Origin of the sequence: Streptomyces yangpuensis (genome assembly GCF_024666385.1) — a bacterium.
Lineage (GTDB): Bacteria > Actinomycetota > Actinomycetes > Streptomycetales > Streptomycetaceae > Streptomyces > Streptomyces yangpuensis.
The window spans coordinates 5,702,765-5,717,774 of record NZ_CP102514.1; the positions used below are offsets into that span (position 1 = coordinate 5,702,765).

The window sequence follows — 15,010 nt, forward strand, 5'->3', positions numbered from 1 at the left end:
GGCCCCATGCGTTTTTCCCGCGGGGGCTGAGCCTGGTGGGAAAGGTGTCAGACGGCCGGGTCGTGATCCACGACCTTCAGGAGTTTGAGCAACCCGCCCGTAGCGGCCAGAGCCGCGGCATCCTCGGCAGGTGCGTCCACTGCCCAGTGGGCGAGGTCATTGCGGTAGTCCCGCACGGTGGCCAGCCGCCGGCTGATGTCCTGTTGCTCGAAGGGCCACGCCAACTTGTTCCAGCAGTGGGTGTCCTCCACCAGGAAGACGTACTGGCCGAGGCTGAGATGCTGACCGCGCTCCATCGTCCTGCGGATCTCCCTCGGCAGCTCATCGGTGGAGAAGTGCCTGATCAGGCGGCGCAGCCGCCGTTCCAGCTCCTCCAGAAGAATGAACGGCTCGATGCGCTGCTTCAGTTGTCCCGCGAGGTCGGTCGAGGTCAGAATCCCGATCACTGTGTTCTCGCCGTCTACGATGATCGTGAAGCCACTCCGCTGGATGCGGTCCATCCGATCGAAAAGAGCATGTTCCACCCGGGCGGTCTCGGGATGCGGATCCAGGGCGTTCGCCACGGTGGCAGTCCTGCCGCCGAGCTGCGCCCGTGCGATTCCCTCCCAGGTGACGACTCCACGCAGCACGTTGTTGTGGTCCACGACCGGAAGCTGGGAGAAGTCGCTCTCGATCATCGGGGTGATCGCCCGGCTCAGTGCATCGTCCCTCCGGACCGTCACAACCTCCCGAACGAAGGGAAGGTTGCCGATCCGCCAGGTCAGGTCACGGTCACGCGGGCCATCGGCTTTCGCATGCGCCCGCTGCTCGTCCGCTCGGACCTGATCATGGATGCCTTCTCCAAGGCCAGTGGGTTCTGCCGCATACACGGTGACGAGGCCGTCCAACTGCACGTCGTTGAAGTGAGGATCTACCCGGAGACCGAGCTCCGCGAGGTTCTGATCCACCAGATCGATGACATCAGAGGTCCGCCGCTTCCACCCCCACAAGCCGATCAGGTCACGGGCGGTCAACTGCCTGGTGCCGCTGTCCCGGACATCGCTCACCAAGCCCTCCGGGCCGTTGGGTGGCTCGCCGTCACCCACGTAACCCGGGTCCGCACCCGTCTCTGCGAGAGCCTGTACGCGTACCGCGGCGTCGCGCCGACTCAACTCGCTGACCGTGAGGAAGGCCCCCATGCTGTCCCGCAGATCACCCCGAACAGCAGCTCGCTCCAGGGCCGGGCGTACCCAGTCCGTCCTCCGCACGTGTCGGAAGCCAGGCGACGCTGTGGCCCGATACTCGTACGGCCCGGTCAGCAGGCCCAGGGCCACGACCGACAGATGCTTGCGCGGCATGACGACGTAGTCGCCGATCTCCATCCCGATGAAGCGCCAGAGCTGGCGCTTCCAGTTGTCGATGGTGCCAACCGCCTCACCGGGGTACGCCTTGGCCAGCAGATCACCGATGTCGTCGGATGAAGAGCAGTCGCTGAGGTCGCCGAGCTCCTCCCAGCCCACGATCGCCAGCCCCTCGGAGAGTGCGGCCTGCTCCCGTTCTCCTGACTGTCCGCCCCGTACCGTCCATGCCCGCACCATGCCCGCCCCCTCGTCAACCATCCAGATGCGCACCCGAGTTTTCCTGGTCAGCGGACTTGGTACAAGCGAGATCACAGCCAGACGTCGTTCCAAGCCGGCCAGGGCATTGCCGACGGGCGATGCCGCAGGGGAACTCGACCCCGGGAGACTGTCTGTGCAAGGCACGACTCGCGCCCCGGACTCGAGGGGAGCGCGACATACAAGGTGCGCTGTGAGATTCCGCGCGGGGCGTGGGCTCCGTACCTGTGCCGGGTTCCGAGCCCTCGTCGGCGCTTCGGAGGGACGGCTACAGCAGCATAAGACCTTGATCACGGTGCCGCTACCGCCACATCGGCGGCCGGCCTGGGAGCCCCTGGGGATGCTGCGACGTGCGTCAAGAACCGCCCGTAGTGCCCGTAACGCACGCAATGCACATTGATCTTGAGTCTGTTTGACGCATGTTCGACGCACGTGACGCGCGTTTGACGCACGGACGGCACGAGGTCTGATGGGCCGTCATTCAGGCTTGGCGGCCAACGAGTGGAGCTCTCCGCTGTCAGCTCTCAGGCGTGCTGCGGTGTTCGGAGCGCCGGCTGTTGAGCTGTTGGCCGAGTGGGACGGGCGCACCCCGGGCCGGGCCTTCCCTGGCGACACGGGCTCGGACCGTCCGCCCGAGGCGCACGCTTTGGCCGTATGCCTTCGTCAAGGCTAGGGTGTGCCGCCGTACTCGGCGGATCGCTCCCCTGAAGAAGGTGGGAATGGGGCTCAAGGACGCAGACCACGCGGGGCTGGTCGTCGCGGCGCAGGCCGGTGACGAGCGGGCGCGCGAGGAGCTGATCGCCGCGTACCTGCCGTTGCTGTACAACATCGTCGGGCGGGCGCTGAGCGGACATGCCGACGTCGACGACGTCGTCCAGGAGACCCTCCTGCGTGTGGTGCGTGACCTGCCCGCCCTGCGTGCCCCGGAGAGCTTTCGGTCCTGGATGGTGTCGATCACGCTCCGCCAGATCAACAGCCACCTGCACCGGCAGCACGCCCTCGCCGACCGGACCACGGTCATCGACGAGGCACGCCGCATACCGGACGCCGGCGCCGAGCCCGTGGACGTGACGATCCTGCGGCTGCACGTGTCGGACGAGCGGCGCCGGGTCGTCGAAGCCGGCCGGTGGCTCGACCCGGACCAGCGGGTGCTGCTGTCGCTGTGGTGGCAGGAATGCGCCGGCCTGCTCAGCCGGGAGGACATGGCTGCCGCGACGGGGCTCACGGTCGCGCACGTCGGAGTGCGCCTCCAACGCATGCGGGAGCAGCTGGAACTGTGCCGGACGATCGTCGCCGCGCTGGAGACCGACCCGCGCTGTCCGCAGCTGGGGGAGACCGTTGTCGGCTGGGACGGTCACCGTGCATCGGTGTGGCGCAAGCGGATCGCGCGGCACACACGTGACTGCCCGGTCTGCACACAGGCGTCGGCGGAACGGGTTCCGGCCGAACTGCTGCCCCTCAGCCTCACGACGCTGGCCGTTCCGGCCGCACTGATCGCCGCGCTGGCCGCCAAGGGCCTGCTGTCGGGTACGGCAGCGAGCGCCGCCGGGCTGGCCGCGGCCCCCGTCGCCGTCGGCACGGCGTCGGGGGGAGGCGGTCTGCACGGCGCTCTGATCGGCAAACTCCAGGCGGTGACCGCTCAGCCGCTGGTGAGCCTCGCGACCGGCGCGGTGCTCATCGCGGGGACAGCCACCTATGCGACCTGGCCCGAACCGGCGCCGCGAGTGCCCGGCGCCACCGCCGCTCCCACGGTCGGCACTCCCACGCCCCTTCCCTCGCGCACCGCCACCTCGGCCGGACCGTCCCCGGCGAGTCCGTCCCCGGTGAGCCCGCCCCCGGTCAGCCCGTCCGCCGTCGAGGGCACCGTTCCGCTGGGCGCACAGTCGCTGGAGTCCGCGGACAGTCCCGGCCTGTTCGTCACGTATACGGGCGACTTCGCGTCGCTCGGCAGCGTCGCCGCGTCCAGCGGCGCGCAGGCACGACAGCGGGTCGCCTTCACGGTTGTCGGGGGACTGGCCGACACGCGCTGCGTCACCTTCCGCGCCGCGGACGGCCGGTATCTTCGGCACCACTACCTGCGGCTGCGGCTGAGCACCGACGACGGCAGCGCACTGTTCCGTGAAGACGCCACCTTCTGTCCGCGTCCCGGGGCGGTCGCCGGGTCCGTGACCCTGCAATCGCACAACTATCCCGGAACGGTCCTCCGCCACCGCGACGGTGGCATCTGGCTCGACGGCTCCGACGGTACGCGGGCCTTCGCCGGCCAGGCTTCCTTCATCGTGCGCACCCCCGGGGCCTGAGCACCACTCCTCGGGTCGGTCCCGACCGGGTCGCAGGGTCCCAGCTGGTGATCCTCCAGCAGTATGTCCCGCGGTTGCACCACGCCGTGGCCGGCGTTCACCGCGGATCGGTGCAACGCCCCTCTCCCGCGGGCGCGACCAGCCCACGGCGCCCGGCATAACGCTTTCTGCCTGCGAGATGCATCACGGGGCAATCCCGCGGGCGGCGCCACTTTTCTGTTACGCGACCGCGTGCTCGCAAGCCTCCACTTCAGGGGTGTCTTTCCCGCCGCCGTCATGACGTGCCGACGCGGCAGGGTCCCGACTCCTCACCGACGTATCCCCTGAAGAAAGCCCCTCACATGACGCAACACACCCACGAACCCGGAACGGCCGGTACGCAGGACCTCGGAGGAGAATCATGAAGGGCCTGCACCGACTCCGCCGGCGTCGCCGGACATGGGCGGTAGGACTGTCGGCCACGGCGCTGGTGGCCGGCGTCGTGACGCTCCTCCCCGGCTCCGCCGGAGCCGCGGGCCTGGGCACCCAGGCCGGTCCCTCGGGCAGGTACTTCGGCACGGCGGTGGCCGCCGGCAGGCTCGGCGACTCCGCGTACACCGCGATCGCGGACCGGGAGTTCAACATGGTCACCCCGGAGAACGAGATGAAGTGGGACACCGTCGAACCGTCCCGCGGCCGTTTCAACTTCGGCCCCGCGGACCGGATCGTCGATCGTGCCCTGGCACGCGGCCAGCGCGTGCGCGGCCACACCACGGTCTGGCACTCGCAGCTCCCCGCCTGGGTCGGCTCCATCCGCGACGCGCAGACGCTGCGCGGTGTGATGAACCACCACATCACGACCCAGATGACCCACTACAAGGGCAAGATCTACGCCTGGGACGTGGTCAACGAGGCGTTCGCCGACGGCGGCAGCGGACGACTCCGCAGCTCGGTCTTCCAGGAGGTGCTGGGCGACGGCTTCATCGAGGAGGCGTTCCGCACCGCCCGCGCGGCCGACTCCTCGGCCAAGCTCTGCTACAACGACTACAACATCGAGAACTGGTCGGACGCCAAGACCCAGGGCGTCTACCGCATGGTCAAGGACTTCAAGTCCCGTGGCGTGCCGATCGACTGCGTCGGGTTCCAGAGCCACTTCGGGGCGGGCGGCCCGCCGGCGAGCTTCAAGACCACTTTGGCCGGCTTCGCCGCCCTGGGCGTCGACGTCCAGATCACCGAGCTGGACATCGCCCAGGCAGCACCCGCCCACTACGCGAACACGGTCAGCACCTGCCTGTCCGTGGCCCGGTGCACCGGCATCACGGTGTGGGGTGTCCGTGACAGCGACTCATGGCGCGGCGGCGAGAGCCCGCTGCTGTTCGACAGCGGTGGCAAGCCCAAGCCCGCGTACGCCGCCGTCATGGGCGCTCTCCATTCCGGCTCCGGTACCACCCCGGGCAAGCCGACCGACGGTACGGGGGAGATCAAGGGCGTTGCCTCCGGCCGCTGTGTCGACATCCCCGGCTCCGCCACCGCCAACGGCACCCGGGCACACCTGTACGACTGCGGCGGACAGGCGGGCCAGCGCTGGACCTACACCGCCGCCAAGCAACTGAAGGTGCACGGCAACAAGTGCCTGGACGCCAAGAGCAAGGGCACCACCAACGGCACCTCGGTGATCGTCTGGGACTGCAACGGCGGCGCCAACCAGCAGTGGAAGATCAACACCAACGGCTCGATCACCGGCGTCCAGTCCGGGCTGTGCCTCGACGCCGTCGGCGCCGCCACCGCGAACGGCACCACGATCCAGCTGTACGCCTGCGCGGCCGTCAACAACCAGAAGTGGACCTGGACCGCGTCGTCCGGGACGGGCAGCGGCACGTGCGATCTCCCGACGACGTACAAGTGGAGCTCGACGGGTCCCCTCGCACAGCCGTCGAACGGATGGGCCGCGGTGAAGGACTTCACCCACGTGATGCTGGGCGGCCAGCACCTGGTCTACGCGTCGAGCGCGTCGGGGACCTCGTACGGCTCGATGGCGTTCAGCCCCTTCACGAACTGGTCGGACCTGGCGTCGGCCGGGCAGATCCGGATGAGCCAGAACGCGGTGGCGCCCACCCTGTTCTACTTCGCGCCCAAGAAGATCTGGGTGCTGGCGTACCAGTGGGGTGCCTCGCCCTTCAGCTACCGCACGTCGAGCGACCCCACCGACCCCAACGGCTGGTCCGCGCCGCAGCCGCTGTTCACCGGCAGCATCCCCCGCACCGAATCCGGCACCGGACCGATCGACCAGACCCTGATCGCCGACGAGAAGAACATGTACCTGTTCTTCGCCGGTGACAACGGCAAGATCTACCGAGCGAGCATGCCGATCGGGAACTTCCCGGGCAACTTCGGCTCGTCGTACACGGCGGTCATGAGTGACACGGAGAAGAACCTCTTCGAGGCGCCCCAGGTCTACAAGGTCCAGGGCCGGAACCAGTACCTCATGATCGTCGAGGCTCGGGGTGCGAACGAGCGGCGCTACTTCCGCTCGTTCACGGCCTCCAGCCTGAGCGGTGCGTGGACCCCGCAGGCTGACAGCGAAAGCAACCCCTTCGCGGGCAAGGCCAACAGCGGCGCCACCTGGACCGACGACATCAGCCACGGTGACCTGATCCGCACCAACCCCGACCAGACCATGACCGTCGACCCCTGCAACCTGCAGTTCCTGTACCAGGGCAAGTCCCCCACCGCGGGCGGACCCTACGACCAACTGCCGTACCGGCCGGGCGTCCTCACCCTGCAGCGCTGACCTGCCCGATCCACGGTTGCACAAGGAGAAACACCCCATGAACAACCCCACCAACGCCGGGCGCCGCGGACGTCACCGCCGTCGCAGCACCGCCACCGCCCTGCTGCTCGGTGTGCCCGCCACCGTCGTGCCGTACCTCCTGTTCGTGCAGGACGACTCGCAGGCCGCGACGGTCGACGACAGGGCCTACTACAAGCTGGTCTCGGTGCGCAGCGGCAAGGTGCTGGACGTCAACGCCTTCTCCACCGCCGACGGCACCCGTATCCAGCAGTGGACCGACCAGAACACGGCCAACCAGCAGTGGCGGCTGCGGTCCACCGGCGACGGCTACTACGAGCTGGTGAACCGCAACAGCGGCAAAGTGCTCGGCATAGCGGGCGATTCGACCGCGCAGGCGGCTGCCGCCGAGCAGCAGACCGACAGCTCTTCCGCCTCCCAGGAGTGGCGGATCGACGAGGTGAGCGGTTCCGACGCCGTCACCTTCACCTCCCGCAGGACCGGCCAGGTCCTGGACGTCTCCGGAGCCTCCACGGCCGACGGTGCGGCGGTCATCCAGTACGGCGGCCATGGCAGAACCAACCAGCAGTGGAAGCTGGTGAAGACGGCCGATGCGCCGGCCACCGGGACCGGACCGTACGCGTGGAAGAACGCCCAGGTGGTGGGCGGCGGTTATGTCACCGGACTGGTGTTCAACCCCCGGGAGAAGGGGCTGCTGTACGCGCGTACCGACATGGGCGGCGCCTACCGCTGGGACGCCGCGGCCGAGCAGTGGATCCCGCTGACCGACTGGCTCGGAGAGAAGGACTGGAACCTGCTGGGCATCGACGCGCTGGCCACCGACCCCGTCGACCCCGGCCGGCTCTACCTCGCGACCGGCACCTACACCAACGACTGGGCCGGCAACGGCGCGATCCTGCGCTCCACGGACCGGGGCCGTACCTTTCAGCGCACCGATCTCCCCTTCAAGCTGGGCGCCAACGAGGACGGCCGCGGAGCGGGCGAACGGCTGGTGGTCGACCCCTCCGACAACCGCATCCTGCTGCTCGGCACCCGCAAGAACGGCCTGTGGCGCAGCACGGACAGCGGCGCGACGTGGCGGCAGGTCTCCTCGTTCCCCGTCAAGGACGGGGCGGGCAGCGGTGCGGGCATCTCCTTCGTGACGTACGGCCCGGCAGGCAGCAATACGGTCTACGCCGGCGTCGCCGACACGTCCACCTCCCTGTACCGCTCCACCGACGGCGGCAGCACCTGGCAGGCGGTCCCCGGGCAGCCCACGGGCCAGTTGCCGCAACACGGCGTGGTCTCCGGTGACGGCTCGCTGTACCTGACGTACACCAACGCCCTCGGGCCCAACGGCGTGACGGCCGGATCGGTCTGGAAGTACGCACCGGCCGGCGGAACGTGGAAGAACGTCTCCCCGTCCCAGGGCGGCTACGGGTTCTCCGGCCTGGCCGTCGACCCGCGCCAGCCGTCCACGGTGATGGTCACCACCCTCGACCGCTGGTGGCCCGAGGACGAGATCTACCGCACCACCGACGGCGGCACGACCTGGAAGGCATTGGCGGACAAGTCGGTGCGGAACGCCTCCGGCGCTCCCTACGTCGGCACCCACACCGGGCATTGGATGACCGCTCTGGCCATCGACCCCTTCGACTCCGGGCACGTGCTGTACGGCACCGGCAACGGCATCTGGCGCAGCAAGGACGCCCACGCCACCGACAGCGGCGGCACCAGCCACTGGACCGCGGGGGCGCGGGGGCTGGAGGAGACCGCGCTGATGGACGCGATCGCCCCGCCCGGCGGTGCCGCCGTCGTCACCGCCATGGGCGACCAGGGCGGTTTCCGCCACGACGACCTGAACAAGGTCCCGGCCGGGCGGCTGGGCAATCCGATGATGACCAACAGCACGGACATCGACTTCGCCCAGTCCATGCCCTCGATGATGGTCCGCGTCGGCCGCGGCGGCGCGCAGGACGGCGCCTACTCCACCGACGGCGGCACCAGCTGGAACGGCTTCAAGGCCGAGCCCGTGGCCGGTGCCCAGGACGGCCGTGTCGCGCTCGCGGCCGACGGCTCGACCATCGTCTGGACCCAGGCCGGCCAGGTCCCGTACCGCTCGACCGACAAGGGGGCCAGCTGGTCGAAGGTCAGCGGACTGGGCACCGACGTCGTCGTCGTCGCCGACCGCTCCTCGGCCGGAACCTTCTACTCCCTGTTCCGCGGCACGCTGCACGCCAGCACCGACGGTGGGGCGACCTTCACCGCCCGGGCGACCGGCTTGCCCGCCGGCCGGCTCACGGCCGTCCCCGGCATCGCCGGAGACCTGTGGATCGCCGACGGCGGCCAGGGGCTGCTGCGCTCCACCGACGGCGGCCGCACCTTCACCGCGCTCACCACGGTGAAGTCCGCCTCCGCCCTCGGCTTCGGCAAGGCCGCACCCGGCGCCTCCTACCAGGCCCTCTACCTGCTCGGCACCGTCAAGGACGTCACCGGCGTCTTCCGCTCCACCGACAAGGGCGCCACCTGGCTCCGCGTCAACGACGACGCCCATCAGTGGGGCGCCATCGGCGGCGTCGGCGTCATCACCGGCGACCCCGATGTCTTCGGCCGCGTCTACATCGGCACCAACGGCCGCGGCCTCCAGTACGGCGACCCCTCCTGACCAGGACACCGGATGCACTCACGCTCGACGCCTGAGCCGACGTGTGAGCACTGACAGACTGCCGCCCTCCTGACCGATGCGACATCTCGGTCGGAGGGCGGCTTTCCGCTGTCAGGCGGTCCGGGTTCGTAGGCGGTGCCCCCGCTGTCCGTCCAGCGGGCGACCGCCGGTCCGGAAACCGGCGGACCGGGAACCTGTCACCCGCACGGGCGAGGAACACCGACGGGCCGGCAGGTGAGGTCTCCGTCAGTACAGGCCCATGCGGCGGGCGGTGTCCTCACCGTGCCGCATCCTCTGGTGGGCGTCTTCGCCGAGAGCGGTGAGCACTCCGGCGACGACCGTCTCGATGACGGCGAGGGTGGGGACCAGGCTGTCGTACGGGGAGGGGGCCGCGACCTGGCTGGGCAGGACCACCTCGGCGTGGGTGGACGCGGGTGAGAGCCACATGTCGGTGAAGAGGATGACCTTTCCGCCCTGGGCCTGCACGAGTTCGGCCATCGCCACCTTGTCCTGCTCGTAGCGCCGGTAGTCGAAGACGACGAGGACGTCACGCCGGTGGAGAGCCGCGAACACGGCGGTGCGTTCGACATCGCGGTCGGGCAGGAACCGTACGTCGTCGCGCAGCTGCATGAGGTGCAGGCCCAGGTACTGGGCGAAGAGGTTGGTGAAGCGTCCGCCGGCCAGGGTGATGCGGCGTTTGCCGTCGGACAGCAGTCTGATCGCGTGTTCGAGGTCGTGCGGGGGCAGCTCGGCGAGGGTCTGTGCCACCGCGCCGCTGAAAACGTTGCTGCCCCGCTGGAGGAGCGAGAGGTCCTCGCCCGGCCCGCCCTTGCTGCGCCCGTAGTCGGTGGCCTCGTAGAGGGAGAGCGGGGAGGCGTTGCGCTCGTCGAGCTCCGCCCGCAGCGCGGCCTGGAAGTCGGGGAAGCCCCGGTATCCGAGCCGGTTGACGAACCGCAGGACGGTCGGGGCGCTGACGGCCGCCCGCTCCGCGAGCACGGCCATGGTTTCGAAGCCCGCTGACGGGTAGCCGGCGAGCAGCACGCGCGCGACCTTGCGTTCGGCGGGGCTGACGTCGCCCAGCTTGAGGCGGATCTCGTCGGCGAGCGTGCCAGGGGCCATGCGCGGGATCTCCCTTCGGGAGTCGGTATCGAGGTGACAAGTGACAAGTGACAAGTGACAGGTGGCGGGTCGAGCCTACTGCCGCTGGTCGGGGGGTGGGGCCGGCCGGATCCCCTCCCGGTGTCCGGCCGGCCCGGTCACCCGGAGTGAGGTCAGGGCGGAGTCATTGCGGAGCGACGGCTGTCCGCAGGCCGATGATGGTGCGCGCGGTGGCGCCGTCACCGGTCCAGGCGGTGAATCCGGGTTGCTTGCTGAAGGTGACGGTGAACCTGGGTCCGCTCTCGAAGGTGGCCGCGGCCGCGGTGCGCTGGGTACTGCTGGCCGCGAGGGCGCGCGCGGTGCCCAGGAAGGAGTACGGGACGCCCGCGGGGTTGGCCGCGGAACAGAACACGTCGGGGTTGGCGGGGACGGGTGAGGTGGAGGTCGGTATCAGGGGCCGCTTGCCGGGGGCGGGCAGGACGCGCCACCGGTTCGGGTCGTACTCGTCGCCGTCGGTGAGGTAGTTGTAGCGGGCACCGGTGAGGGACCACCCTCCGGAGGAGGTCCTCCCGGGGCGGGCCTGACGGAGGTCGAGGACGGCGACTCCTCGGGGACCCAGAACGCGCAGGCGCTCGTGCGGCGTGCGGGGAGCCTCCACGATGAGGGCCGTGTTCTCCTCCAGTGCGTACACGCGGTCGTTTCCGGTGTCCGCGGCGAGGCGCAGGGCTCTGCCTTCGCGGCCGTAGGCGCCGGTGTGGGTGTCGATCAGTCCGGAGCGCAGGAACCCGAAGCCGCCGGCAGGCAGGTAGCCGAGCCGGGTCGCGTCGTCGAAGTAGCCCGGGCTGCTGCCGTCGCGCAGTCCCTCGTACGAGTCGCCTCCCGTCACCATGTCGGCTCCGGCGGCGATCTGCGCTCCGGCGCTGGAGCCGGATACGACCGCGCCGGCGGCGAGCTGGGCGCGGATCGCGGCGAGGACCTTGGAGTCGGTGTGGGCGGAGCCGTGGAGCAGGGTGGTGACGTAGCGGTACTGGTCGCCGCCACCGAAGAAGAAGCCCGTCATGGACTTGACCTGCCGGACGACCTCGTCGGAGTCGGAATTGGCGATGTGGTCGAGGTCCACGGGGATCCACTGGGCGTCGGCCGCGCCGTGCCGCTCGAACTGGTTTGCGTAGTAAGCGCCGTTGCACTCCGAGTTGCTGCACGCGTCAGGGTCGGAGGCGTGCGGGTCCTGGCTGGCGGGTACGGAGGCGGCGGTGATCACTCCGATCCTCGCCGAGGCTCCTCCGGCCCGTTTGATGATCTCGCCGTAGACCTGGGTGTTGTCGGCCTTCAATCCGCCGCCGACGAGGACGAGGGAGCCCCGGCCGTCGGCACGGCGGGGGCTGTCGGCACCGGCCGACGGGGCGAGGGCGAGCGTGAGCAGGAGAGCGGTGCCGCCCGCCAGGGTGGTGCGGCGGGCTCCGGTCGGGACGCGCATGGGATGCCTCCTGTGGGTGGGGGTCGGTAGTGGCCGGGACCGCGGCGGCGCCGGCCCGCCGCGGTCCCGGCGCGGGCCGCCGGCCCGGTGCGTGGTGGAGGACCGGGCCGGCGGGGCCGGGCCCCGTACCGGGCAATGGCGCGGTCAAACCGGTACGGGGTGAATGGGGGCGTCAGCCGGCGCGGCCGTCGCCGAGTTCGGCGACGAGGGATGCGAGGAGCGCGACGCGGACGGGGACGGTGGAGGTGTCCAGCCATTCCTCGGGGGTGTGGTCGGCGCCGCCGACCGGGCCGAGCCCGTCCAGGGTGGGTACGCCGATACCCGCGATGAAGTTGGCATCCCCCACGCCGCCCGTCGCCGCGCCGCCGAGCGGCACTCCGAGGTCCGCGGCGATCCTCCTGGCCCGGTCGAACATGCGGCGCGAGGCGGGTGTGTCCTCCATGGGCGGGCACAGGTCCAGCTGCTCGACCCTGGCGGTGGTGCCGGGTACGGCGGGCCGTGCGGCGGCGGCTTGGATCGCGGACCTGGCCGCTGTGATGCCTGCGGCGGTGGCCGACCGCACCTCGACCCGCAGTTCGGCCTCCGGGCAGACGATGTTCGCCCGGGTCCCCGCGCGCACGACGCCTACGTTGACCGTGACGTCGTCCCAGTGGCCGTTGAGTGCCTGGAGGGCCACGACCAGGTGGGCGGCCGCCAGGGCGGCGTTCGCCCCGCGCTCCGGCTCGATGCCGGCGTGCGCCGCACGGCCGGTGACCGTCACCCGGAAGTCGGCGACGCCCTTGCGGGCGATGACCACGTCGCCGTTCTCCCGCGCGCATTCCAGGGCGAGAGCGAAATGGGCTCCGCACGCCGCCGCCTCCGTCACCGGGCGACTCGCGGGTGAGCCGATCTCCTCGTCCGGCGTGGCGAGGAAGACGAGTTCGGCGTATTGCCGGGCTCCGGTCCGGTCGAGGATCTCCAGAGCGCTGAGTCCCGCGAGCAGTCCGCCCTTGTCGTCGCTGACGCCCGGCCCCCGCGCCATGCGGTCGTCGAGCGCGAAGGGCCGTGTCGCCGCGGTGCCGTCCTCGAACACGGTGTCCAGATGGGCGACGAGCAGGACGCGCCTGCCGCCTTCGGCGACGGGCAGCTCGCCTCGTTTGCGGGCGATGACCACGTCGCCGACCGGGTGCCCATGGGTGGGAGCCGGGGTGATGCGCTCGACGTCGAATCCGAGCCCGAGCAGCCGGTCCCGGGTCCAGTCGGCCATCCGGTTCACGCCGGCGGGGCTGTAGGAGCCCGAGTCGATGGCGACCAGGTGGGCCAGGTCGGCCAGATAGCGTTCAAGGCGCGCTTCGGCGTACGGGAGCAGCGTGGTGGTGCGGGGCTGCTCCCGTGAGGGGGCGGTCACAGGACCTTGGAGAGGAACGCGCGGGTGCGCTCCTGCTGGGGCTCGACGAGGACCTGGCGGGGATCTCCGGATTCGACGACTACTCCGTCGTCCATGAAGACGGCGGTGTCACCCACCTCGCGTGCGAAGCCGATCTCGTGGGTCACGACGACCATCGTCATGCCGTCGGAGGCGAGCTGCCGCATCACGTCCAGCACGTCCCCGACGAGCTCGGGGTCGAGCGCCGAGGTGGGTTCGTCGAAGAGCATGAGCTTGGGCTTCATGGCCAGGGCGCGGGCGATGGCGACGCGTTGCTGCTGCCCGCCGGACAGCTGTGCCGGGTAGTGGCCGGCCCGGTCGCCGAGGCCCACCCGCTCCAGCAGGTCCTGGGCGTCGGCCTTGGCCCGCGTCCTGTCGACCCCGCAGACGTTGACCGGGGCCTCCATGACGTTGTCGAGAGCGGTCATATGGGGGAAGAGGTTGAACCGCTGGAAGACCATGCCGATGTCACGGCGTCTCGCGGCGACTTCCTTCTCCCGCAGTTCATGGAGCCGGAGGCCGCTCTGGCGGTAGCCGACCAGCTCGCCGTCGACCGCGAGTCTGCCGCCGTCGACCCTGTCGAGGTGGTTGATGCAGCGCAGGAAGGTGGATTTGCCCGAGCCGGAGGGCCCCAGTAGACAGCACACCTGCCCGCGTTCGACGGTCAGGTCGATGCCCTTGAGGACTTCGAGCTTCCCGAAGTGCTTGCGCACGCCCTGGGCGTGGACCATGGGGACGTTCACCGGACCGCCTCCTCGGTGTCCTTCTTCGCAACAGCGGGCCGGGTGAGGGCTCCGGCGAGCATGCGGCGCAGCGGCGAGACGTGGCCGCCTCGCCCCGTGCCGCGCCCGTACCGGCGTTCCAGCCAGGCCTGCGGAATGCTGAGCAGGGTGACCAGCCCGAGGTACCAGAGGCTGGCGACGACGAGCATGGGGATGACCTGGTAGTTCTGCGCGTACACGGCCTGGATGTTGGACATGAGGTCGTGCGCCGAGATGATCGACACCAGGGCGGTCATCTTGAGCATGTTGATCGTCTCGTTACCCATCGGCGGGATGATGACCCGCATCGCCTGGGGCAGCACGATCCGCCGCATCGTCAGTGCCGGCCGCATGCCGAGGGAATGGGCCGCCTCGGTCTGGCCGGTGTCGACCGACTGGATGCCGGCCCGGACGATCTCCGAGGCGTAGGCGGCCTCGTTGAGCCCCAGGGCCAGCAGCGCGGCGACGGCCGGGGTGAGCAGGGTGTTGGTCTCGATCCGGAAGAACGTGATGTCGGTGAACGGGATACCGATCATCACGTACTGGTAGAGGGCGGCGGCGTACCCCCAGAAGATGATCTGGACCAGCAGGGGTGTGCCCCGGAAGAACCAGACGAAGAGGGAGGACATCCCGTACAGCACCGGATTGGCCGACAGGCGCATCACCGCTACCAATGTGCCCAGGGCGAGCCCGAGGGCCATCGCCGCTACGGTGAGCCAGAGGGTGGTGGCCAGTCCCGAGAAGATCAGGTCGGCGAAGAGATAGTGGCCGATGATCTCCCAGTGGAGATTGCCGTTCTTCGCCAGCGATCCGGCCACGCCGACCAGGGCGGCGACCGCCGCGAGGGCCGCGATCCAGCGGCCGTAGTGGCGCAGCGGAACGACCGTGAGCTGCTCGGGCGCCGCACGGTCGAGGTCCGCGGGAGCCGTGGTGGTGGTCATG

At 70.1% G+C, this 15,010-nt stretch carries 9 protein-coding genes; 3 read left to right on the forward strand and 6 right to left on the reverse strand.

The features are described 5' to 3' along the window. Positions 1 to 47 precede the first annotated feature (47 nt). On the reverse strand, positions 48 to 1,610 hold the full coding sequence (locus tag NRK68_RS26060) for a DUF8426 domain-containing protein (protein WP_257856910.1): 1,563 nt from the start codon (positions 1,608 to 1,610) through the stop codon (positions 48 to 50). 704 nt (positions 1,611 to 2,314) lie between these two features. On the opposite strand from NRK68_RS26060, the gene NRK68_RS26065 reads away from it, so the two are divergent. From NRK68_RS26065 to NRK68_RS26075, 3 genes are all read left to right on the forward strand, one after another. Beyond that, complete coding sequence (locus NRK68_RS26065; protein ID WP_257856911.1) at positions 2,315 to 3,895, forward strand: sigma-70 family RNA polymerase sigma factor; 1,581 nt, start codon at positions 2,315 to 2,317, stop codon at positions 3,893 to 3,895. A gap of 400 nt (positions 3,896 to 4,295) precedes the next feature. Further along, entirely contained in the window at positions 4,296 to 6,665 is a 2,370-nt protein-coding gene (locus NRK68_RS26070; protein ID WP_257856912.1) for a non-reducing end alpha-L-arabinofuranosidase family hydrolase, read from the forward strand. Between the two features lie 37 nt (positions 6,666 to 6,702). Continuing rightward, entirely contained in the window at positions 6,703 to 9,327 is a 2,625-nt protein-coding gene (locus tag NRK68_RS26075; RefSeq protein WP_257856913.1) for an RICIN domain-containing protein, read from the forward strand. Between the two features lie 246 nt (positions 9,328 to 9,573). Here the strand turns inward: NRK68_RS26075 and NRK68_RS26080 are convergent, their stop codons facing one another. From NRK68_RS26080 to NRK68_RS26100, 5 genes are all read right to left on the reverse strand, one after another. After that, a complete protein-coding gene (locus NRK68_RS26080) occupies positions 9,574 to 10,446 on the reverse strand; it encodes a MurR/RpiR family transcriptional regulator (protein WP_183068310.1) in 873 nt (290 codons plus the stop codon). 163 nt (positions 10,447 to 10,609) lie between these two features. Further along, positions 10,610 to 11,902: a cyanophycinase gene (locus NRK68_RS26085; protein WP_257856914.1), complete on the reverse strand. Its 1,293-nt coding sequence runs from the start codon at positions 11,900 to 11,902 to the stop codon at positions 10,610 to 10,612. Between the two features lie 172 nt (positions 11,903 to 12,074). Beyond that, positions 12,075 to 13,289 (reverse strand): M20/M25/M40 family metallo-hydrolase, encoded by a 1,215-nt coding sequence (locus tag NRK68_RS26090; RefSeq protein ID WP_257856915.1) that lies wholly within the window; start codon positions 13,287 to 13,289, stop codon positions 12,075 to 12,077. Beyond that, entirely contained in the window at positions 13,286 to 14,038 is a 753-nt protein-coding gene (locus tag NRK68_RS26095; RefSeq protein ID WP_183068363.1) for an amino acid ABC transporter ATP-binding protein, read from the reverse strand. Before NRK68_RS26095 ends, NRK68_RS26090 begins: the two co-directional genes overlap by 4 nt. An 8-nt stretch (positions 14,039 to 14,046) precedes the next feature. Further along, the gene (locus NRK68_RS26100; protein ID WP_257856916.1) at positions 14,047 to 15,009 is read right to left on the reverse strand and encodes an amino acid ABC transporter permease; all 963 of its coding nucleotides are present in this window, start codon (positions 15,007 to 15,009) and stop codon (positions 14,047 to 14,049) included. Position 15,010 lies beyond the last annotated feature (1 nt).